Here is a 21,798-nt window from a genome sequence, read left to right as displayed (position 1 = left end):
CGTCGTACCACCGACCCCGGCACTCCCGAAGACCTTCGTACCCCAAGGAGTCGATCCACCATGGCGAGCGATGCGCCGACCGCTCACGCATCCGACCTCGACTGGCTGCTCAGCGGCCTCGTGCAGCGCGTGCCGCACACCAGCAGCGCGGTGCTCCTGTCCTGCGACGGGCTGGTCAAGTCCGTGCACGGCCTCGACCCCGACAGCGCCGACCACATGGCCGCCCTCGCCTCCGGCCTGTACTCGCTCGGCCGCAGCGCGGGCGTCCGGTTCGGGGACGGCGGCGACGTACGGCAGGTCGTGGTGGAACTCGCCTCGACCCTGCTGTTCGTCACCACCGCCGGTTCCGGCACCTGTCTCGCCGTGCTGGCGGGCCGCGAGGCCGACGCGGCCGTGCTCGGATACGAGATGGCGATGCTGGTCAAGAGCGTCCGCCCCTATCTGGTCACCGCCCCCCGGCACCACGCCGTCGGACCCACGGCGCCGGGGCATTGAGCGTGGCCGCGGCCGGCGACGGGCCCTGGCTGGACGCCGCGGCCGGACGGCTGGTGCGCCCGTTCACGGTCAGCGACGGCCGCACCGAACCCAGCGTCGCGCTCGACCTGATCTCGCAGGTGATGGCCACCGGGGTCACCCCACTCGGCTACCTCGGCCCCGAGCACGCCCAGGCGCTCGACCTGTGCCGGGCACCCGTCTCGGTCGCCGAGGTCGCCGCGCACCTCGCACTGCCCGCCGTGGTCACCAAGGTCCTGCTCGCGGACCTGGTCGACTGCGGGGCGCTCACCACCAAGCCCCCCGCGTTCCACCACACTCCCACCGACCGGTCCCTGCTGGAGGCAGTGCTCGATGGACTACGACGACAGCTCTGACCCGTTCCCCACCGCGCTCAAGATCCTCGTGGCGGGCGGGTTCGGGGTGGGCAAGACCACCTTCGTGGGCGCGGTCAGCGAGATCGCCCCGCTGAGCACGGAGGAGCTGCTCACCACGGTCAGTGCCGCGACCGACAGCCTCGAGGGCGTCGAGGACAAGACGGAGACCACGGTCGCCATGGACTTCGGCCGGATCTCCCTCGATCCGGACCATGTGCTGTACCTGTTCGGCACCCCCGGACAGGAGCGGTTCTGGTTCATGTGGGACGAGCTGTCCGAGGGCGCGCTCGGCGCGGTCGTCCTCGCCGACACCCGCCGGCTCCAGGACTGCTTCGCCGCCGTGGACTTCTTCGAGGAACGCGGACTCGGCTTCATCGTCGCCGTCAACGAGTTCGACGGCGGCCACCGCTACGGCACCGAGGAGGTGCGCGCCGCCATCGATCTCGACCCCGAGGTCCCGGTCGTGCGCTGCGACGCCCGGATCTCCAGCTCGGGGGTGCAGACCCTGCTCGCCCTCGTGCGCCATCTGCTCGCCCACACCCCGCAACCGGCGTCGAGCCACGGCGCCGCGCACCGGTGATCCCGCCCGACCGCCCACGGAGTTCCCCAGATGAGGTCCCCGCACAGCGACGGAGCCCGGCCATGAGCTACGAGCCGCCCCGGCCGGTCCGCGGTCTGCTGCTCACCCCCGAGGACAAGGAGGCCCCCGCCCGCGTCCGGCGGCTGCGGGCGCTCGGCCTCGGCGAGCGTCCCGAACCCGCGCTCGACGCCTTCGCGGACCATCTCGCCCTGCTCACCGGCGCGCCGTACGCCATGGTCAACTTCATCGGCGAGGAACGGCAGTTCTTCGCGGGGCTGCGCGTCCCGGCCGTCGCGCCCGTCCTGCGGGAGGACGGCGGCAGGGCGGAGTGGGGCCGGACGCTGCCCCGCGACCACGGGTTCTGCCCCCATGCGGTGGTCCGCCGCAAGGCGCTGGTCCTGGAGGACGTGCGCGACTATCCGCGGTTCGCGGGCAATCCGGTCGTGGACGAGTACGGCATCCACTCCTACCTCGGCGCCCCGCTCCTGGACGGCACCGGAATGGCGCTCGGCACCGTGTGCGCCGCCGACACCGGGCCGCGCGCCTGGGGCCGGGAGGGCCTGGAGACCATCAAGGCGCTCGCCGCCGAACTCGTCGTCCGCATCGAACGGAGCGCGCGGGACGGGCTGCCCATCTGACAGCCGGCTCATGTGACGGGTGGGGCCTGAAGGAAAGCTGAGGCGGCGGTTAAGAAAAGCTCGATGGACCCCGGCCCGCGCGTAGGGCAGATTGCAGGGTGATTCCACCCCTCTGACCCGGTGCGGGCGCTTCGGCATGCCCGTTTCCGGGACCTCACCCACAGGAGCCGCACGCGTGAAGGCGCTGGTCAAGGACAAGGCGGAGCCCGGACTCTGGCTGACGGACGTCCCGGAGCCCGTGATGGGGCCGGGCGACGTACTGATCAAGGTCCTGCGGACCGGCATCTGCGGCACCGACCTGCACATCCGGGCCTGGGACGGCTGGGCGCGGCAGGCGATCAGCACCCCGCTGGTGGTCGGGCACGAGTTCGTCGGCGAGGTCGTGGCGGTCGGCCGGGACGTCACGGACGTCGGCGTCGGCGACCGGGTCAGCGGCGAGGGCCACCTGGTGTGCGGCAAGTGCCGCAACTGCCTGGCCGGGCGCCGCCATCTGTGCCGCGCCACCGTCGGCCTCGGCGTGGGACGCGACGGCGCGTTCGCCGAGTACGTCGCCCTGCCCGCGACCAACGTCTGGGTGCACCGCGTCCCGGTCGACCTCGATGTCGCCGCGATCTTCGACCCGTTCGGCAACGCCGTGCACACCGCGCTGTCCTTCCCGCTGGTCGGCGAGGACGTCCTGATCACCGGGGCGGGCCCGATCGGCCTGATGGCCGCCGCCGTCGCCCGGCACGCGGGCGCCCGCAACGTCGTCGTCACCGACGTCAGCGAGGAGCGCCTGGAGCTGGCCCGCAAGATCGGCGTGAGCCTCGCGCTGAACGTCGCCGAGGCCACCATCGCCGACGGACAGCGGGAGCTGGGGCTGCGCGAGGGCTTCGACATCGGGCTGGAGATGTCCGGCCGTCCCGAGGCCATGCGCGACATGATCGCCAACATGACGCACGGCGGCCGCATCGCCATGCTCGGCCTGCCGTCCGAGGAGTTCCCCGTCGACTGGGCCCGCGTCGTCACCTCGATGATCACGATCAAGGGCATCTACGGCCGGGAGATGTTCGAGACCTGGTACGCGATGTCGGTGCTGCTGGAGGGCGGCCTCGACCTCGCCCCCGTGATCACCGGCCGGTACGGCTACCGCGACTTCGAGGCGGCCTTCGCGGACGCCGCGAGCGGCAGGGGCGGCAAGATCATCCTCGACTGGACCGCGTGAGCCATCCGCCAGGCGTACGCCAACCGCATCACCTAGGAGCTTCCGTCATGTTCGACACCGTCCGCGACGACCTGCGCGCCACCCTCGACGAGATCCGCGCCGCCGGGCTGCACAAGCCCGAACGGGTCATCGGCAGCCCCCAGTCCGCGACCGTCGAGGTCACCGCCGGCGGCCGCCCCGGCGAGGTCCTCAACTTCTGCGCCAACAACTACCTCGGCCTCGCCGACCACCCCGAGGTGATCGCCGCCGCCCACGAGGCCCTGGACCGCTGGGGCTACGGCATGGCCTCCGTGCGCTTCATCTGCGGCACCCAGGAGGTGCACAAGGAGCTGGAGGCGCGCCTGTCCGCGTTCCTCGGCCAGGAGGACACGATCCTCTACTCCTCCTGCTTCGACGCCAACGGCGGTGTCTTCGAGACCCTGCTCGGCGAGGAGGACGCGGTGATCTCCGACGCCCTCAACCACGCCTCCATCATCGACGGCATCCGGCTGTCCAAGGCCCGCCGCCTCCGGTACGCCAACCGCGACCTCGCCGACCTGGAGAAGCAGCTCAAGGAGGCGTCCGGCGCCCGGCGGCGGCTGATCGTCACCGACGGCGTGTTCTCCATGGACGGCTACGTCGCCCCGCTGCGCGAGATCTGCGACCTCGCCGACCGCTACGACGCGATGGTCATGGTCGACGACTCGCACGCCGTCGGCTTCGTCGGCCCCTCCGGCCGCGGCACCCCCGAGCTGCACGGCGTGACGGACCGCGTGGACATCATCACCGGCACCCTCGGCAAGGCCCTCGGCGGCGCCTCCGGCGGCTACGTCGCCGCGCGCGCCGAGATCGTCGCCCTGCTGCGCCAGCGGTCCCGCCCGTACCTGTTCTCCAACACCCTCGCCCCGGTGATCGCCGCCGCCTCCCTCAAGGTCCTCGACCTGCTGGAGTCCGCCGACGACCTGCGGGTGCGGCTCGCCGAGAACACCGCGCTGTTCCGCTCCCGGATGACCGAGGAGGGCTTCGACATCCTCCCCGGCGACCACGCCATCGCCCCCGTGATGATCGGTGACGCGGCGAAGGCGGGCCGCATGGCCGAGCTGCTCCTGGAGCGGGGCGTGTACGTGATCGGGTTCTCCTACCCGGTCGTCCCGCAGGACCAGGCCCGCATCCGCGTCCAGTTGTCCGCCGCGCACTCCACGGCGGACGTCGACCGCGCGGTGGACGCCTTCGTCGCGGCGCGCGCGGAGCTGGGGGCCTGACCAGGCGATATCGCCTGGGATAATCGGGGGCATGATCGAGGCACGGCGGCTCCACATCCTCCGTGCGGTGGCCGACCACCGCACGGTCACCGCGGCGGCCGCCGCGCTCTATCTCACCCCCTCGGCCGTCTCCCAGCAGCTGACGGCCCTGGAGCAGGAGACCGGCCACCGGCTCGTCGAGCGGGGCGCCAAAGGCGTACGGCTCACACCGGCCGGGGAGATCCTGCTCGGCCACACCAACGCGGTCCTCGCCCAGCTGGAGCGCGCCGAGGCGGAACTCGCGGCGTACGGCTCGGGAGAGGCCGGCACGGTCACCGTGGCGGCCTTCGCGACCGGCATCGCCCAGGTCGTGGCTCCCGCCGTGGCCCGCCTCGCCACCACCGCGCCCGGCATACGCATCCGCGTGCGGGACGCGGAGGGCGACGCCAGCCTGCCGATGGTGCTCGACCGGCAGGTGGACGTGGCGGTGGCCGTCGAGTACCGGGGCGCACCGCCCGCGGACGACCCCCGTCTCACCCATGTCCCGCTCTACGCCGAGCCGTTCGACGCCGTCGTCCCCGTCGGCCACCGCCTCGCCGGCTCGGCCGAGGTCCCGCTCGCGGAGCTGGCGAAGGACCCCTGGATCGGGCCCTACCCCGGCAACCCCTGCCACGACGTCGTCGTCCTCGCCTGCGAGAGCGCCGGCTTCCAGCCCCGCCTCGAACACTCCTCCGACGACTTCCGCGCCGTCGTCGCCCTCGCCTCCGCCGACGCGGGCGTCGCCCTCGTGCCCCGCTCCGCCCTGCGCGGCATGGACCTCACCGACGTGATCGTCCGGCCCGTCGACGGCGTGGCCCCCACCCGCCGTGTCTTCGCCGCGGTGCGCCGGGGCGCGGAGGGACATCCGCTGATCAGGCCGGTGCTGGAGGCGCTGGGGTCGGCGGCCCGGACGTGAGCGTGCCGTAGCGGGCGAGGCCGTCGGCGAGGTGGCCGGCGCCTGATCGACGGGCGGCGGGGACCGGCGTCTCGTCGCTGCCCTGGGCGAGCCCCCGCCGGGGCTGCCGTGGCGGCGCCCCGGCGGTCCGCACGAGCAGCTCGCCGATGTACGCGCCGGCCCGGTCGCGGACCTCGGCGTCGGCGGGCACCGACGGTCTTCTCCCGGGCGTCCGGTCCGGTGGGCGTCGGCCGACGGGCGCGAGACCGGCCGGTCCGCTCCGGTCGTCCGCGCGGCCGGCCGGTCCGCTCCGGTCGTTCGCGCGGCTCGACCGCGCCGGGGAAACCCGACCGGGAGGACGTGGCCCCGGCACGGCGCGTCCGGAGGCGTGCGACGGACGGGCGCCGGCGCAGACACGGGGTCCGGGCTCGTCGTCCGGGGCCCGCCGCCGGCCGGTCCGACCGGCCGGGTGACTGTCAGTGGCAGGCGCTACGGTGCGTGGCATGCCGGATGCCGAAGATGTACGACGTGTCGCGCTGTCCTTCCCGGACACCACGGAGAAGACCGCCTGGAACATGCCCACGTTCCGGGTGGCCGGGAAGATGTTCGCGACCTTGACCGAGGACGAGACGTCCGTCGCCGTGCGCTGTCCGAAGGAGGAGCGGGACGAACTGGTGCTGGCCGAACCGGAGAAGTTCTGGATCGCCGGGCACGAGGCGCAGTTCGCCTGGATCAGAGCGCGGCTCGCGTCTCTGGAGGACGAGGCCGAACTCCGCGACATCCTCGCCGACTCCTGGCGCCAGGCCGCCCCGCCCCGACTCCTCGACTCCCACCCCGAGTTGGGCCTCCCGCCCACTCCGTGAGAACTCCGGTGGCCGGGAAGGGGACGTGGGATGATGCCGCGCGGTCGAGAGAGGGGAACGGGGTGAGCGGGGTGGCGGGGCCGGACCGGGACTGTGCCCTTGACGGGGGTGTGCCGGGTCGTGACGACCAGCGGACCGGGCCGGGAGGACGGCCGGACGTGGCGTCGGGGGCTGGCGTGGAGCGGGGCGGGCCGTCGGGTGCCGGGTCGGTGGGGCGGTCGGCCGGGGGGATGGATGGCGGCGAGGCCCTGGGCCCGGTGGGCGGGCGGTCGGGCGTGGGGAGCGGCGGGCGGTTGGAGGCCGGGGCGGGCGGGCCGTCCGGTGCGGGGCCGGACCGCGGGGCGGTGGCACGGTCGGGCGGGCGGGTGGATGCCCGGGTGCGGGGCCGGGCGGGCGTGCGGCCGGGGGATGCTCGGGCTCGGCGGGTCTGGTCGCGGGACTTCGGACTGTTCTTCGTGGCTCGGGCCGTGGCCCGGCTCGGCGACACGATGTTGCCCGTGGCACTGGCCGCCGGGTTGCTGGAGCACGGGTACGGCGCGGGCGCGGTGGGGCTCGCCATGGCGGCGTCGACCGCGGCCTTCGCCGGGCTGGTCGTCTTCGGCGGGGTGATCGCCGACCGGTTCAGTACGCGGCGGCTGATGATCGGCGCCGACCTGACGCGGGTCTGTACCCAGTCCCTCGCCGCGGGGCTCTTCTTCGACGGGCATGTGGTGCTGTGGGAACTATGCGTCATCGGCTTCGTCAACGGCACGGCCGCCGCCGTGTTCCAGCCCGGCGTGGCCAGCACGGTGCCCCGGCTCGCCGCCGACGTCCAGGGCGCCAACGCCGCGATCCGCGTCGCCGAGTCCTCCTCCCAGCTCGCGGGCCCTGTCGTCGCCGGTCTCCTCGTCGGGTTCGCCTCGCCCGGCGGTGTCTTCGCCGCGCACGCCGGGACCTACGCGGTCAGCGCCCTGTGCCTGCTCCGGCTGCGGCCGCTGCCCCCGGGCACGCTCGCGGCCACCGGCCGGGGTCTGCGCGCGCTGCGGACTGATCTGGCGCAGGGCTGGCGCGAGTTCACGTCCCGGACCTGGCTGTGGGCCGTGATCGCCATCTGGTGTCTGTACATGATCGCGGTGTACGGCCCGACCGTCCCGCTGGTGGCCACCGAGGTGGTCCAGCACCACGGTGCCCGCGCCTACGGCCTCGTGAACTCGGCCCTCGGCGCGGGCACCGTCGTCGGCGGCCTGTTCGCCATGCGGCTGCGTCCCCGCCGCATGCTCAGGGCGGGCTCGCTGTTCCTGTGCCTCTACTTCACCTTCCCCGGCGCCGTGGGACTCGGCCTGGACGTGCCGGCCGTCGCGGCGGGCGCGGCGCTCGCCGGGGCGGGGATCTCCTTCTGGGGCGTGATGTGGGCGACGAGCGTACTGACGCAGGTCCCGGCCGAGGCCCTCAACCGCATCCACTCCTACGACGTCGCGGGCTCGCTGGCCATGATGCCGATCGGCCAGGCCCTCGCGGGCCCGGCGGCCGGCGTCCTGGGCGCCGACCACGTCCTGCTGGTCGCGTCGGCGACCAGCCTCGCCGTGGTCGCCTTCCTCCTCGCCGTCCCCGCGATACGCAACCTGGTACGGGCCGACGCCCACCCGGAACCGAAGGCCGGCGAGTACGCTCCGGCCCCGAGCTGACCGGCCTCCCCGACCGCGACCCCGCCGCCGAACCGCGACCACGCCCCCACGCCCCCGTGGCCCTGTGCCTCACACCCCCGAGCCCACTCCCGCCGCCGCTCCCAGGAACCCCCCGATCCGCTCCCGCAACCCCCGCGCGTCCAGGCCGTGCGCGGCCGTGTGCTCCTCGACCGTGCCGTAGCGGCGCAGTTCCCTGCGGTCGACGCCGAGGCCGAGGACGCGGTGGGGGAGGTCCGCGAGGGCGTCGTTCGCGGCGCCGGTCGACGTCCCGGCGAGATAGGGCTCGACCAGCACCACGTCCGTCCCCGCCGCCTCGCTCGCCCGGCGCAGCCCGGCCGTGTCGAACGGGCGTACGGTCGTCGCGTACAGCACGGTCGCGTCCATGCCCTCCGTCGCGTCGAGCACCGCGTCCAGCAGCGGCCCGACGGCGATGACGACACCGGCACGTCCCTCCCGTACGGTCAGGAACCGCGCGCCGTCGACCGGCCGCGCCTGCCGGTTGGACTGCACGGACAGGCGTACGTACACCCGGTCGTCGCCCGCGGCGACCGCGTGGCGCAGCAGGGTCTCGGCCTCGTCGGGGTGGCCCGGCACATGGACGGTCCAGCCGTCCAGGGTGTCCAGCAGGGCCACGTCGCCCGGCGCCATGTGCGTGAACCCGCCGGCCGGCCAGTCGAAGGAGGCGGCCGCGCTCACCAGCACCGCGCCCGTGCCCTGGTGCCCGAAGTCCAGTTTGACCTGCTCGAACGGCCGCTCCACCAGAAAGCTGGCGAAGGTGTGGACGACCGGCCGCAGACCGGTCAGGGCCATCCCGGCCGCCGCCCCCACCAGCAGTTGCTCGCGGATACCGACGTTGATCACCCGTGCGGGATGCCGGGCGACGGCCTCGTGGAAGGCGTCCTTGCCGATCTCGGCGAGGACCACCGCGACCCGCGGGTCCTCGTCGAGGAGCCGGGAGACGACGGGAGCGAAACGGTCACGCATGGTGTCCATAAAGATGCCGCCCTTTCGGAGCGTGAGGGAGAGTAAGACGTGTTTCAGGCGTTCTTCGGCTCGACCCGGGCCACGACCACGCGCGGGCGCCCCGGATGCGGCGCCGTGAACGCCTCGTACAGAGCCGCGTGATCCCGCCCGTCGACGGTCGCCGCCGACCAGCCCGCCGCCTCGAACCGCGCGGCGATACCGCCGGGCCGCGCATGGCTGGCGGAGGCGTTGTCCACCACCACGGTGTGCAGCCGGTCCAGCCCGGCGGGTCCCGCGAAGGCGATGGCCTCGTGGTTGCTGCCCTCGTCCAGTTCGGCGTCCCCGATCAGCACCCAGACCGCCGGATCGTGCAGGCCCTGCGCCCGCAGCCCCAGTGCGGTGCCCACACCGATCGGCAGCCCGTGCCCGAGCGACCCGCTGCCGATCTCGGCGCCCGGCACCAGCACCCGGTCCGGGTGGTGGCCGAGCGGGGAGTCGTACGAGCCGAAACCGGGCAGCCAGCCGACCGGCAGGAAGCCCTTGGCGGCCAGCACCGCGTAGTAGGCCATCGGACCGTGTCCCTTGCTCAGCAGGAACCGGTCCCGGCCCGGATCCTCCGCCCGCTCCGGCGTGACCCGCAGCACCCGGTCGTAGAGCACCCACAGCACGTCGAGCGTGGAGGTGGCCGCCGGGCCGTGTTTCTCGTCCCCCGTCATCAGGCTCATGAGACCAGGCAGGTCGGCGTACCCGTGGGTGCGGTGTTCGTCCGCTGTGATCGTCATGGACGACAGCCTGCAACCTCGACCAAACTTGAGGTCAACCCCCGGAAGTCGTGCGCGATCACCGAGCCGAGTGCGGTATTGTTTCCTTGCACGTTGTGACCGGGGAAACCGCAGGTCAAACGGCGCCGGGACGTGGCGCAGCTTGGTAGCGCACTTGACTGGGGGTCAAGGGGTCGCAGGTTCAAATCCTGTCGTCCCGACAAGGGTTTATCCCATTGTCGAAGGTCGGAGGCCGTTTTCTCGTTCGCGAGGAAGCGGCCTCCGGTGCGCTCCGGGTCCTGCCTCTCGCATTCGTCTCACGGTTTTCACGGTGAACAACCGGGCTGCGTGCTGCACGGTGCCCATGCCGTGAATTAATGTCCCATTTGCCCTTTGTATCTGACTTATTGATCACTGCAATGGGTTGGACGGTTGCTCTCCGCGATTGGCGATCCTTGCCGGCGGGTTCGCACTTGACGCCTCTGCCATCGATCGCGCGGCGTCAGGTGCCGGCCACGCGGAACGCGTAGTCCTCGGTGCAGGACGGGTGCCCCGGCCCGGGTGGGTCGCTGACTGGACGTCAGCCCAGCACCCACGGTGGCGGCCCTGGCGGCAGGAACAGGTGTACTCATGGGCTTTGGGTATGGCGGAGGGGCTTAGCGGTTGTCAATGAGCACCTCTGACAACGTCTGACTCTCGTCGCCTGGGCAGGGCATCAGCGACCGTCGCCGGCCGTCAGGCCGGAGGGCTTATCGGCAGCCGCCGTTCCGGCGGACGATGTCGGCGTTGAGGGTGGTGGCGAAGGCGCACCAGGCCGCATACGGGATCAGGGCCGCCGCGGCGGTCCGGTCGACACGGGCGGTCACCCGCAGGACGTCCAGAGTGCTCAGAGTGAGGAGGGCGGTGCCGACGAGACCGGTCCGGGGGCTCCTGGCGGTAAAGAACAGCCAGCTCCAGGACGCGTTCAGGGCCAGGTTCGCAGCCAGTGCCCCGACCAGCCGACGGCGCTCGCCGCCACCTGTCCGGTTCGCGGCGTGCCCGGCGGCGAAGGCGATGCTCCCGTACAAGGGGGTCCATACTGCACCGAACGCCCACGAGGGTGGCTGCCATGGCGGTTTGGACAAGGTTTCGTACCAGGCGCTGTGGGGATCCACGGCTCGCGCGCCGGTCACCGCCGTAGTCGTCACCGCGGCCGCAGCCAGCGCGTAAGCGGGCCAGCGGCGCTTCGTCTCACGGCGCCTGGAAGGTGCCAGAACTCGCATGACGGATACATGCCCCGTGACGTGCGCGGTAAGACCCGACCCGATTCCTCGCCGTCCGTCCGGGCGAGGGGAAGTCTGGTGCCGCTGCCCGCGCATCCGCCCGACCCTGACCCGCGGGACCCCACGACGGCCCTGTCGAGAGCGCGCTACCGTTGCTTCGGGGGGAGTCTTCGGACGATGCGAAGAGGGCGGTGATCCAGCTGATGGACAACCTGCCTTGCCATGCGGTAGGTCTCCCGTGCCCCGTGGCCGACGACAGCGTGAGCCGGCGGTGACCAGCGGCGGCCGCGAGACACCCCGGCGCAAGCAGGCGCCGGGTCTTTCGCTCCTGCGTTCGCCTGCTGCGTCGCGCCGACAGGAGGAGCCGCGTGCCACGCCGGCGACACCAGGACTGCCGGCCGGCGTGTCCGCGAGGTTGCTGGATCTAGTGGATCAGGCCGTCGTAGTCTGCGACGCGGCCGGGTTGCCGAGCTGGTGCAACGTCCAGGCGGAACGACTCTTCCCTCAGCTGCGCATCGGTGAGCCGCTCCGCGGGCCGCTGTCGCGTGCCATGGCCGAGGGTGTGGACTGCTTCGAGACAGTCTCCGACGGGCGGCGGTTGTCAGGGCACCGGGTGGTGTTGCAGGGCCACGGGACTCTAGCCGGTCACTGCGTGTGGTTGGTGCGCGACGACAGCGCGGCCCATGAGCGCCAGAACGAGCTGATGGCCGAGCGGGCCCGCTCCGCCTTCCTGGCGGAGGCGGGGAAGCAGCTCGCGGCCTCCCTCCACCACGGCCGTACGGTGCGTGCGGTGGTGCGGGTGGCGGTCCCCGCCCTGGCGGACACGGCCATCCTGTTCCTGCCGGTCCGGGGACGTTGCGTGGCCTGGCACCTCTACGGGCCGGACGAGTGCGCCGGCCAGTTGCCGGCAGTGGCGTTGGACCAGGCTCCGTCAGTGGCCCACGCCCTGAGAGGACTGGTGGAACAGCCCGTACTGTGCGACTGGCAGGAAGTGGTGCGGCTGGGCGGAGCGCTGCCGCGGGATCCGAGTCCGGCTGGTCAGGCCTTGGTGGTCACGCTCCCCGGGCCCGGGATGCCGGCCGGCGTACTGGTGCTGGCGCACGGGCCGCAGCGGACGGGCTTCGGCGCGGCGGACGTCGAGTTGGCGCGGCAGTTCGCCGCGCGTGCGAGCCTCGCGCTGGAGGCCGCGACTTTCTATGCCGAGCAGGTGCACACCGCTGCCGTGCTGCAGGACGGGCTGGAACCCGACCCGCTTCCGCACGTGGCGGGGGTCCACCTCGGGGCCGCGTACCGGCCCGCCCGCGAAACGTTGCGGCTCGGCGGCGACTTCTATCAGGTCCGGGCGGACGCCGAGGGCGGTGTCGGCTTCTTTTTCGGCGACGTCTGCGGCAAGGGAGTCGAGGCGGCGGTGTTCGCCGGACGGGTGCGGCAGAGCCTCCGATCGCTGGCTCTGGTGGAATCCCGGCCCGTAAGGATGCTGCAGCTGCTCAATGAGGCGCTTTGGGAGGGAGATCCCACTCCCTTCACGACACTGGTGACGGGGTCCGTCGGTTCGGCGCGAGACGGCGCGCTGGTCGTCGTGCTTGCAGGTGGCGGGCATGTGCCACCACTGGTGCTGCGCAAGGACGGCAGGGTGGACGAGGTGCACATCGGTGGGACGCTGGTCGGCGCCCTGCCCGACCCGGACTTCCACCAGACGGAGATCCGGCTGGCAGCCGGCGAACTGTTGCTGTTGTACAGCGACGGTGTGACCGAGGCGCGCGGTGGGCCGACGGAGCAGGAGATGTACGGCGAACGGCGGTTGATGCGCGACCTGGCCGCCTGCCTCGGCATGCCGGCCGGCGCGGTCGCCGAGCGGATCGACCTGCGCACCGGACAGTGGCTGGCCGGAGCCGACCACGACGACCTTGCCGTTCTCGCCGTGCAGGCCCCCGCCCTTGCGCCGTCAGCGGACGTGGAGCGGCCGCGGTGACCGCCGAGCGCTCCGACCCCATCGAGAGTGTTCGCACGGCCTTCGACGACCACCTGGCCCGAGCGGACGAGACGGCCGCCGTGGCGCTCGTCCTGGACCTTCTCGCCCGCGGCGTCGGCGCCGAGGACGTGCTGCTCGACCTGATCGCACCCGCCCAGGCAGCGGTCGGCGAGCGCTGGGTGACCAACGAGTGGAGTGTGGCCCAGGAACACGCGGCCACCCATGTCAGCAACCGGGCCGTCGCCGCACTCGCCGCCGTGACCGTGGTCCCCGACCACCCTCTCGGGAGCGTGGCGGTGGCCTGTCCGGACGGCGAATGGCACACCCTGCCCGCCCATATCGTTGCGGAGGTGCTACGGCTGCGCGGCTTCGCGGTACGGTTCCTCGGTGCCGGTGTACCCACCGCACACCTGATCTCGTATCTGCATCAGAACGGCTCTGATCTGGTCGCCCTGTCGTGCATGCTGGCGGTGCGCCTGCCCCGGATATACCGCACGATCGAGGCGTGCCGACTGGCGCGGGTACCGGTCCTGGCCGGTGGGGCCGGCTTCGGGCCGGACGGTATCTGGGCTCGTGCGCTGGGTGCCGACCTGTACGCGCGCACCGCGGTGGACGCCGCTGACCTGCTGGCGGAGCAATGGCCGCCGCCGCTGACCGGGGCGCCCGCAGTGGACCACCTGGCTGACGGGGAGTACGCCCAACTCGTCAGCCGCCGCGGTGATCTTCTGCGGCACCTGGTCGACCACCTGCGCCGATGCTTCCCGCCGATGCGGCGATGTGCCGGCGAGCGGCATGAGGACGCTGTCGAGGACCTGGGGTTCCTGGTGGACTTCCTCGCCGCCGGTGTCTTCGTCGACGACCCGCGCGTTTTCACGGACTTCCTGGTGTTCCTCGCCGATTTGCTGGCCCCCCGCGGGATACCGCCAGCCGGCCTGGACCTGGTGGTTCGGGCCCTCTGCGAGCCGCTGAGCGATCTTCCCCGCACCCTGACCCACCTGGCAGCGGGTCGAGGACGACTGGAGCGCGCCGGACACACCTGGACGGACGCCTGAGCCCTGCGGCAGGTTACCGGAGACGCACGCTGGTGGCGGCCCGACTCCGCCCCTGGCCCGGACGACGGGCCACTCTTCGACCCACGGGGACTCCGGAGGAAGCGGAACATCGTTACACGCGGGCATGTGCGGCAAGTCACCTGGGTACTCCCGCTCGCGCTGCTGCTTCTCACGCGCCTCTCATGGACTGGATTTCATGAGGTGGCATCAGGCGTCATGCCGGTTGGACGGGACAGGCCCTGACCTGCGCGATAGGGATCGGTGAGCATCGGTCAGACGTCCGTTCGACCGCTGGGGGTCAAGGGGTCGCAGGTTCAGATCCTGTCGTCCCGACTCGAGAGAGTCGTGGATCAGGGCCGGCTTCGGAGACATCCGGGGTCGGCCCTCGGTCGTGTTCGGGGACGGGCGCGGCGGTCGGGTCACCGGAGCCTGCCGGTGCCGCCCGAGCCGCGTACCCCCGGGGTCCGAGGGGTAGGGGACGGACGTGAGGGGACCGGGGGAAGAGGGGCTGGACGCGGCGCGGGTCGCCGAGGTGCTGGTGGAGGGGAACCCGGGGCGCCGGGGGTCCGGATACCGCGTCGGGGACGGGTGGGTGCTGACGGCCGCTCATGTCGTCGCGGGAGCCGCGTCCGCGCGGGTACGGTTCGACGCCGACCGGCCGGGGGAGTGGAGCGCCCCCGCACGGGTCGCGCTGGAGGCCGGGGCCGCCGATGTCGCGCTGCTGGAGATCGAGCGCGTACCGGAGGACCGTACCGGCATCGCGCCGCCGCGCTATGCCGCCGTGCCCGACGCGGACGTGGTGCTGTCCTTCAGCGCGATGGGGTTCCCGCGGTTCAAGCTGCGCGCGGACGGCGACGCGCCGGGCCGGTTCCGGGACTCCTGCCACGCCACCGGCACCGTCTCGGTCCTGTCCAACCGGCGCGAGGGCACCCTGGAACTGGCCGTCGCCGCACCGCCCGCCGACACCGAGCCGCACCGCTCCCCCTGGGAGGGCATGTCGGGCGCGGCCGTCTGGTGCGGGGGCGCGGTGATCGGCGTGGTGAGCGCGCACCACCGGTCCGACGGCCTCGGCAGGCTCGCGGCGCGGCGGGTGGAGCGGTGGTACGAGTCGCTCACGGACGCCGAGGCGGAGTGGTTCCAGCGGTACGCCGGTCTGCCCCCGCGCGCCGCGCTCGGCACCGCCGACGGCGTCGAGGGGCACCGCCCGCTCGTCGGTCTGGCGGGGCTCCCCTCCGACCTGCCGCTGCGCGAACTCGCCGAGCTGGTCGACGCCTTGACCGCCGTGCCGGCACTGCGCAGCGGCAACGGCCTGGGTCTCGTACTGGACAGCATCAGCGACCGGGTGGCGGCCAACAGCCCCCGTGATCCCCGGCTGCGGATGGACGTCTACGGTATCGTGCGCACCTGTCTGCGCTATCCGGGCACGCTCGATCAACTGCTGGAGGCGGTACGGCTGTTGGAAGGTCCTTCGCCCGAAGTCGACCGGGTGGACGGCGCGGCGGTCAGGCTCGCCCGGTTTCGCGCCTGACTCGATCTCGCGGCGCCGGAACGCCGCAGGGTTGCGGGGCGTGCGGTGCTGGGTCATGCTGGTTGATACATCGATAGTGCATAACTGACAGACACGGGAGGGGACTTGGCAGCCATGGAGCATCCGATGCCTGCCGTGGAGTCCGGTCTCGTCGATCTCTCGGGCGTCTCCCTCGAAGCGCTGCGCTCCCTGGACGGCGGGGCGTTCACCGAGTCCCTGGAGAATCTGCTGCACCACATCGACGGCCCGCAGGCCATCGCGGTGTCCTACGGCGGCCCCGGCGGCTCCCGCCTCGACTGAGCGACGAGGTGATCAGCAGGGTGCTGTGGGGGACACGTGGCCGCTGACGCCACGACGACGGGGGAACAACCGTCGTACCACCGGCTCTCGGCAGCCGGTCTCAGGGATCTCGCGCATGGTGAGGGCGACGGCACGGTCATAGCGGAACTGCTGCGCGCGGAGCGCAGCCGCCGGCTCCTGTTGCTGAGAGCACTGCGTAACGGAGTCTCCGGGGACGGTGTGGGCCCGGACGGCGTGGATTTCTTCGCCCAGGGCTGGGACCTGCTGGAACGCGCCCAGCGACACGCTCCCGAGGCGTGTGAGGAACTGCTGATGTCCCCGAACACCGGCATGTGGGTGTCGCTCGCGGTGCGCCGCGTCAGGGGACGGGCCTATGAGGACGCGCCGCACTGGGTCGCCCTCGGGCATCTGGCCGCGCTCGCGGCCGCCGCGGCGGCACGGGCCGGGCTGGACTTCGACATCACCGTTCCCATGCGTCGCGGCCGGGTGCACCTGCCCACGCTGGGCTGCGCGGTCCTCGCTGACCGCAAGCCGTGGGACGCCGCCTTGGTCACCGGGCGTGACGGTCGGGTCCGGGTCATCGGCGCCGGGGGCGAGGTAGCGGTCCCCGCCGACCCGGAGCGGCGCGCGCGTGACTGGATGCCGGTACGCCGTATGACGCTGGGGGCAGGGGCCAGGGCGAAGACCTTGGTGCTGGAGGAGCTGGACCCCTACCGTACGTTCCCCCGCCCGAGCGAGCCCCGCCTGCTGCCCCCGGCTGAGGCGGCGTACTGGGAGTCGTCGCTCACCGCGGCCTGGGAGGTACTGCTCCGGGATGACCCGGGTACTGCCGAGGCGATGCGCCGGGGCCTCGTGTCGGTGGCGCCGACCCCCGTGAGAGAAAGGTTTCGGCCGCATAGCAGCACGGCCGGTGATGCCTTCGGCGGCGTCACCGCGTCCCGGCCGGACGACGTCGCCCAACTCGCCGCCACCCTCGTGCACGAGTTCCAGCACACCAAGCTCGGCGGGCTGATGCACCTGGAGCCGCTGATCGAGGCGCCGACGGCCCCCGAGGCACCCGAAACCCTGTTCTACGCCCCGTGGCGCGACGATCCCCGCCCACTCGGCGGACTGCTCCAGGGCATCTACGCCTTCCTCGGCGTGACCCGCTTCTGGCGCAGTCACCGGTATACCGCCGATCCGGCCTACGCCCCCCTCGCCCACTTCGAGTTCGCGCTCTGGCGCACCCAGGTATGGGCCACGATCAATTCCGTTCACGGACACGAGCGGCTGACCCCGCTCGGGCGGTACGTGGTCGAGCGCCTGGCCGACCGCTGTGCCGCGTGGCTGACCGAAGAGGTCCCCGCGACGCCGCTGCGCCTGGCCCGGGAGGCCGCGACGGACCATCACGCCCGTTGGCGGGTCCACCATCTGCGCCCCCCGGCGAAGGCCGTCGAGGAAACCGTCCGCGCCTGGCAGCAGGGCGCCCCCCGGCCGCCGTCGGCCCTTGCCGCCGAACCCCTCCTGGTCCCCGACGCGGAGGCAGGTTTCTCGGACAGCACCGCGGTCCTCGCCCGGTACCACCTCAGCGAACCCGATGGACCCTGGCGGCGCCCCGGCGGTGTCGACGGCGCCGACACCGCCGAGGTGCGGCTGATCCTCGGGGAACGCGCCGAAGCCCGCGCCGCGTTCATCGCCCGGTTGTCGGACAAGGGGGCACCCGTCTCCGCCTGGCCGGGACTCGGCCGCACCCTCGCGGCGGAGCCGGCCCAGCAAGCCGCCGCCGGCCTTCTCCTCCACCACCCCGAGCGCGCCCGCGCGGTACAGGACGCCATAGCGGCGATGACGGGCCGCCGCGCGGATCCTGTACGGCTGGCGGCCTGGCTGGGGTCATGAGGCGGAGAACCGAATTCGCCGGGACACTCTGATCCGGAACACGCTGATGTGGGGGCCTGCGGCAGGACAGAGCCCCCACTCCCCGTTACAGCGGCAATGGATCGATGTCGCAGTTGGCCCGCTCCCGCTCCCGGAACTGCACGGTCGCCGGGTGCCGGGTCCCCGAGTCCGCCTGGAGGCGCGGGGCGTCGAGGACGCGCTCCATGCGGATCAGGGTGTCCTCGCGCAGCGCCCTGCAATCGGCCTCGGCACCGGTCGCGTCGAGGTCGAGGGACAGGTTGGCGGCGCAGGCCAGCGTGGTCGGATGGTCCTCGCCGAAGGACTCCCGGCACAGGACCAGTGTCTCCTCGCCGCGACGCCGCGCCTCCTCGTGGTGGCTCAGGGCGGCCAGGTCACTGGCCAGGTTGATGGCGCAGACCAGGGACAGGGGATGCGCCGCGCCAAGCCGGTCGGTGAGCGAGCGGAGCGCGGCCTCGTCCAGGCGTCGTGCCTCCTCGGGCCGGCCGAGCAGCCGCAGGGTGACGGCGAGGTCGACATCCGCGGACAGGACGTGCGGGTGGTGCGGGTCGTAGATCTGCCGGTAGCCCTCGCACGCTGCGAGACCCCTCGTCCGTGCCGCCTGGAGGTCGCCGTTCTGGCGCAGCGCGATCGACAGGGCCAGCGCGGAGGCGAGCGACTGGGGGTGGGTCTCGCCGTAACGGCGGGTGAAGTGGGCGTGTGCCTCGGTGGCCAGCTCCAGCGATCGGACGTGGTCACCCGCCTTGCGGGATGCTTCGCTGAGCTGGCGCTTGGCCTCGACCGTGGCCGGGTTGTTCGGGCCGAACACGTTCTCGTAGGCGTTGAGCACGGACTCCTGAAGAGTGAGCGCTCCGATGTAGTCCCCGGTCTCGCGGGTGTCGATGGCGACGTGGTGCTCGGAGTGCAGGGTCCGCCGGTCCTCCCGTCCGAAGAGCCGCAGTTTCAGGGCCAGGACCTGCCGGTCCAGTTCGAGTGCGCCGTTGAAGTCGCCCATCAGGCGCAGGCTCACACAGAGATTGTGCGAGACGCTGAGTGTGGTCGGGTCGTCCTCGCCGAAGGCGCGGTGCGCTCGGTCGTACGCGATCCGGTCCAGCTCGGCGCCGGCCGCGAACCTGCCCTCCACACGCTTTACGGCCGCCTCCAGTTGGAGTGTGTCGATCGCGTCTTCCCGTGTGTCCTCGCCGTCCGCCGGCGCGGTGCGCTCGTACACCTCCCTGAGGTGGTTCACCAGCCGCGCCGCGTCGTCGAACCGGCCCACCACCCAGTACATGAAGCAGAGCCACTGCCCCATCAGGAGGGTCTGCTGGTCCTCCTCGCCGAAGATGTCCAGCCAGGACTTCCATGCCTGCTCGGAGAAGTCGAGCGCCACCTCGTGATCGCCCCACCAGTACAGGTACTTGGCGATGTTGCTGACCAGTTGCCGTACCCAGGGCTGGTCGGACCGGATCGCGTCAGCGGCGATGGCATGACTGTACAGCTCCGCGTATCGCGGCCAACTCGTGGGCTCGGACGGCGTTTTGGGGTCCGCGGCCGCCAGCAGGGTGTGCGCCCCGTGCCGCATCCGCGCCTGCTCCTCGGGCGACATACGGTTGTTGAGGACCAGCTGGACCAGGCGGTGCATCTCGATGGAGTTCGTCCGGTGGTCGATCCGCGCGAGCGAGTACCGGTTGACCTCTCTTATGGCGCGGGCGAGCCGCATCGGGTCGTTCAGCGCGGCGTCCAGCTCAGGGAAGATGCTGCTGTTGCCGAGGCCGGAGAAGATCGAGCGGGAGATCGGGTCGGGCGCGAAGTAGGAGCACAGCTGGAGCAGGCGCAGGGCCGCGGGGCTGCGGGTCTCCAGGTGGTCGAGGGACACGTTCCACGCGGCGGCGACCGGGAGCTGGTAGTCCGGCGGCGGGGCCACCTCCAGCAGTTCCATGCGCTTGTTCTCGAACAGCCGCAGGTACTCGGACGCCGGCATCCCTGTCTCGGCCCGCCAGGCCGCGGCCTGTTCGAGGGCCAGCGGCAGATCGCCGAGCGCCTCGGCCAGCGCGTCGGCCTCCTCCTCGCGCAGCGGCGGTCCCGAACGGCGCAGCAGCTCCTTGCTCTCCTCACGGGTGAAGACGTCCACCTCGAGGGAGCCGCCCACCTGCCCCCAGCGCCGGTTGCGGGAGGTGACGAGGATGGTGCCGTGGCCGCCCTGCGGGAAGTAGTGGCGCACCTGCTCGGGGTTGTCGGCGTTGTCGAAGATGAGCAGCCAGCGCGAGTACGGCCGGCCCTCGCGCAGCGCCTCGCGGACGGCGGGGCCCGCGATGTTGGCCTCGGTGGTGGTCACCAGGCCCAGCCGCTGGGCCAGTTCCACCAGGGCCTGGCCGATCTGGCCGGGCCGCTCGGAGGGGATCCACCACACGATGTCGTACTCGGACTGGTGCCGGTAGGCGTACTCGATCGCGAGCTGGGTCTTGCCGACGCCGCCCATGCCGTGGATCGCCTCCGGCAGCACCGTGGTGGTGCCCTCCCGCAGCCGCTGGTCGAGCAGCTCCAGCAACCCGCTGCGACCGGTGAAGTTGGGGTTGCGCGGCGGCAGGTTCCCCCAGACGCGCGGCTGTGTGGTGCGCTCTCCCTCCACGGTCTCCTGAGGCGGTGTCGGCATCGATGAGGCTCCTTCGGAAACGGTCCGGGATTCCGGCTCGGCGGCGGGTCCGTCCGCATCGGAGGCCGAGGCGGGCGGCGCGGATCCCGTGGATGTGCGTCGCATCTTTTCCAGGCTGAACTTTTCCAGGCTGACTGCGTAGCGCCGATCGTGCCAGCTCAGCACCTTGGCCAACATCGCGGCGCGCTGGTCGTACCGCCCGGACAGGGCGCGCAGCGCGGTCAGCTCCACCCGGAAGAAGGTGATGTTGCGGCTGGTGACGCTGGGCATCGCCAGCGTGTCCAGCGGTTCGTCGGGAGACGGCAGCAGGGAACGGGTCGCCTCGTCCCCGGCCAATAACCCCCGGACGTCGTACAGCACCCGCGCGGTCGCGCTGCGGCGCCCCAGCGCCAGCAGCTCCTCGCGGACATCGGGCGCGAAGTCGAACACCACGTCCGTGGGCCCGTCACCCTGCGCCGGTACGGTCCGCACCAGACCGCTCATCAACAGCTCGGAGACGTGCACCGGGGCCGCGTCCGGGGTGGCCGCGACGAGCGCCCGGATGACGGGCAGGCTCAGCGGCGCGGCGGCCAGCCGGGTCGCCAGCGTGAAGGCGGTGGGGCTGGCCGCCGCCCGGAAATCGGAGACGCGTTCGGCCGCGGGCACCGGGCTGTACGGGTCGGGCACGTCCTGCGCCCAGGGCAGCGCACGCGCCGCGTCGGGCCTGCTCTTCCACTCCCGCGCCTGTACGGCGGACAGGTCCAGCCATTGCGGCTCGGCACCCGACACCAGCCGGATCAGCGCGGCCGCCCACCGCTCGGACAGCGCCAGCACGGGGACGACGACGGGGACGGCCGCCTCCGCCTCGGCGCCGGCCTCCCCGATGTCCTGCGCACCGGCCGGAGCCTCGCGCTCCGCCCAGCGCCAGGCGCTGTTGGGGGTCCACGGACGCGGGGAGCGGATGCGCATCCGGTACACGTCGAGCCCGGTGCGGAACCACAGATGCGGGGGCAGCAGGTGCACCACGGCGACCGGGTGCGCGCGCCCCCATTCGCGCAGCAGCGGATGCACGGTGCCCAGGCGCCAGCCGGTGGCGATGCCGTCGGTCAGCACCAGTACCACCCGGCGCGCGCCCGCGGCCGAGCCGAGCGGCTCCTCGGCGCGCACCTGCGCCGGAGTCGTCTCGTCGGTCCCCAGCAGCCGCACCACCCGCACCCGGGTGAACTGGCCGGCCCGCTCCAGCTCGTCGACGAGATCGCCCCCGACCGGGCCGTCCCACACCCGCATCGTGGGATGCGCGTCGACGACGAGCACCGCCTCCACGGGGTGCCGCCCGGCCGCCCGGCCGAGGCGGCTCAGCACGCGGGCGGCCTCCCGGCGGGCCCGCTCGGCCTTCGCCGGTCGCTGTTCGTCGTCATCGTGCATGGGTGCTCTCAAGGCGCCGTAGTGACGGTGAGAGGGCGGTGGAGTCCCGCAGACTCCAG

19 protein-coding genes and 1 tRNA gene are annotated in these 21,798 nt (G+C 72.5%); 15 read left to right on the top strand and 5 right to left on the bottom strand.

Going from position 1 to position 21,798, the window contains the following annotated elements:
* The first annotated feature begins 60 nt into the window (after nt 1-60).
* The 7 genes from QSK45_RS00350 (at nt 61) to QSK45_RS00320 (ending at nt 5,466) form a co-directional block, all read left to right on the top strand.
* On the top strand, nt 61-495 hold the full coding sequence (locus QSK45_RS00350) for a roadblock/LC7 domain-containing protein (RefSeq protein WP_285552029.1): 435 nt from the start codon (nt 61-63) through the stop codon (nt 493-495).
* A 2-nt stretch (nt 496-497) separates the two neighbouring features.
* A complete protein-coding gene (locus QSK45_RS00345) occupies nt 498-869 on the top strand; it encodes a DUF742 domain-containing protein (RefSeq protein ID WP_285553341.1) in 372 nt (123 codons plus the stop codon).
* Nucleotides 847-1,449 (top strand): GTP-binding protein, encoded by a 603-nt coding sequence (locus tag QSK45_RS00340; protein ID WP_285552028.1) that lies wholly within the window; start codon nt 847-849, stop codon nt 1,447-1,449. The genes QSK45_RS00345 and QSK45_RS00340 overlap by 23 nt, the downstream gene beginning before the upstream one ends.
* A 62-nt stretch (nt 1,450-1,511) precedes the next feature.
* Nucleotides 1,512-2,087 (top strand): GAF domain-containing protein, encoded by a 576-nt coding sequence (locus tag QSK45_RS00335; RefSeq protein WP_285552027.1) that lies wholly within the window; start codon nt 1,512-1,514, stop codon nt 2,085-2,087.
* A 175-nt stretch (nt 2,088-2,262) separates the two neighbouring features.
* Nucleotides 2,263-3,291, top strand: coding sequence for an L-threonine 3-dehydrogenase (tdh, locus tag QSK45_RS00330; RefSeq protein ID WP_285552026.1), 1,029 nt, complete (start codon nt 2,263-2,265; stop codon nt 3,289-3,291).
* 47 nt (nt 3,292-3,338) lie between these two features.
* Nucleotides 3,339-4,532 carry a glycine C-acetyltransferase gene (locus QSK45_RS00325; protein WP_285552025.1) on the top strand — a complete coding sequence of 398 codons (1,194 nt, stop codon included), beginning with the start codon at nt 3,339-3,341 and terminating at the stop codon, nt 4,530-4,532.
* Nucleotides 4,533-4,563: 31 nt separating this feature from the next.
* Complete coding sequence (locus QSK45_RS00320; RefSeq protein WP_285552024.1) at nt 4,564-5,466, top strand: LysR family transcriptional regulator; 903 nt, start codon at nt 4,564-4,566, stop codon at nt 5,464-5,466.
* Here QSK45_RS00320 and QSK45_RS00315 read toward each other — a convergent pair.
* The gene (locus tag QSK45_RS00315; RefSeq protein WP_285552022.1) at nt 5,423-5,656 is read right to left on the bottom strand and encodes a hypothetical protein; all 234 of its coding nucleotides are present in this window, start codon (nt 5,654-5,656) and stop codon (nt 5,423-5,425) included. The two genes, QSK45_RS00320 and QSK45_RS00315, sit on opposite strands and share 44 nt — an antisense overlap.
* 292 nt (nt 5,657-5,948) lie before the next feature.
* Between QSK45_RS00315 and QSK45_RS00310 the strand changes: the two genes are divergently transcribed.
* Nucleotides 5,949-6,308 carry an MmcQ/YjbR family DNA-binding protein gene (locus QSK45_RS00310; protein WP_285552021.1) on the top strand — a complete coding sequence of 120 codons (360 nt, stop codon included), beginning with the start codon at nt 5,949-5,951 and terminating at the stop codon, nt 6,306-6,308.
* Between the two features lie 497 nt (nt 6,309-6,805).
* A complete protein-coding gene (locus tag QSK45_RS00305) occupies nt 6,806-7,972 on the top strand; it encodes an MFS transporter (protein WP_490993488.1) in 1,167 nt (388 codons plus the stop codon).
* Between the two features lie 69 nt (nt 7,973-8,041).
* Here QSK45_RS00305 and QSK45_RS00300 read toward each other — a convergent pair whose 3' ends face one another.
* Together QSK45_RS00300 and QSK45_RS00295 are read right to left on the bottom strand one after the other, a co-directional pair.
* Nucleotides 8,042-8,965: a transketolase family protein gene (locus QSK45_RS00300; RefSeq protein WP_285552020.1), complete on the bottom strand. Its 924-nt coding sequence runs from the start codon at nt 8,963-8,965 to the stop codon at nt 8,042-8,044.
* Between the two features lie 44 nt (nt 8,966-9,009).
* Entirely contained in the window at nt 9,010-9,717 is a 708-nt protein-coding gene (locus tag QSK45_RS00295) for a thiamine pyrophosphate-binding protein (protein WP_285552018.1), read from the bottom strand.
* Nucleotides 9,718-9,843: 126 nt separating this feature from the next.
* On the opposite strand from QSK45_RS00295, the gene QSK45_RS00290 reads away from it, so the two are divergent.
* Nucleotides 9,844-9,917: transfer RNA gene (locus QSK45_RS00290), tRNA-Pro, on the top strand.
* Nucleotides 9,918-10,445: 528 nt separating this feature from the next.
* Here the strand turns inward: QSK45_RS00290 and QSK45_RS00285 are convergent.
* Nucleotides 10,446-10,958, bottom strand: coding sequence for a TspO/MBR family protein (locus tag QSK45_RS00285; protein WP_285552017.1), 513 nt, complete (start codon nt 10,956-10,958; stop codon nt 10,446-10,448).
* Between the two features lie 427 nt (nt 10,959-11,385).
* Between QSK45_RS00285 and QSK45_RS00280 the strand changes: the two genes are divergently transcribed.
* The 5 genes from QSK45_RS00280 (at nt 11,386) to QSK45_RS00260 (ending at nt 17,685) form a co-directional block, all read left to right on the top strand.
* Nucleotides 11,386-12,930, top strand: a complete 1,545-nt coding sequence (locus QSK45_RS00280; RefSeq protein WP_285552015.1) for a SpoIIE family protein phosphatase — start codon at nt 11,386-11,388, stop codon at nt 12,928-12,930.
* Nucleotides 12,927-13,982: a cobalamin B12-binding domain-containing protein gene (locus QSK45_RS00275; RefSeq protein WP_285552014.1), complete on the top strand. Its 1,056-nt coding sequence runs from the start codon at nt 12,927-12,929 to the stop codon at nt 13,980-13,982. The genes QSK45_RS00280 and QSK45_RS00275 overlap by 4 nt, the downstream gene beginning before the upstream one ends.
* Before the next feature lie 484 nt (nt 13,983-14,466).
* Entirely contained in the window at nt 14,467-15,510 is a 1,044-nt protein-coding gene (locus QSK45_RS00270; RefSeq protein ID WP_285552012.1) for an effector-associated domain 2-containing protein, read from the top strand.
* Between the two features lie 126 nt (nt 15,511-15,636).
* Nucleotides 15,637-15,810 carry an FxSxx-COOH-like cyclophane-containing RiPP peptide gene (locus QSK45_RS00265; protein ID WP_285552011.1) on the top strand — a complete coding sequence of 58 codons (174 nt, stop codon included), beginning with the start codon at nt 15,637-15,639 and terminating at the stop codon, nt 15,808-15,810.
* A gap of 36 nt (nt 15,811-15,846) precedes the next feature.
* Nucleotides 15,847-17,685 (top strand): HEXXH motif domain-containing protein, encoded by a 1,839-nt coding sequence (locus tag QSK45_RS00260; protein WP_285552009.1) that lies wholly within the window; start codon nt 15,847-15,849, stop codon nt 17,683-17,685.
* Between the two features lie 85 nt (nt 17,686-17,770).
* Here QSK45_RS00260 and fxsT read toward each other — a convergent pair whose 3' ends face one another.
* Nucleotides 17,771-21,739 carry an FxSxx-COOH system tetratricopeptide repeat protein gene (gene fxsT / locus QSK45_RS00255; protein WP_285552008.1) on the bottom strand — a complete coding sequence of 1,323 codons (3,969 nt, stop codon included), beginning with the start codon at nt 21,737-21,739 and terminating at the stop codon, nt 17,771-17,773.
* Nucleotides 21,740-21,798 lie beyond the last annotated feature (59 nt).

The organism is Streptomyces hygroscopicus subsp. hygroscopicus (genome assembly GCF_030269125.1).
Classification (GTDB): Bacteria; Actinomycetota; Actinomycetes; order Streptomycetales; family Streptomycetaceae; genus Streptomyces; species Streptomyces hygroscopicus_C.
This window is presented reverse-complemented; position numbering and strand designations above follow the sequence as displayed.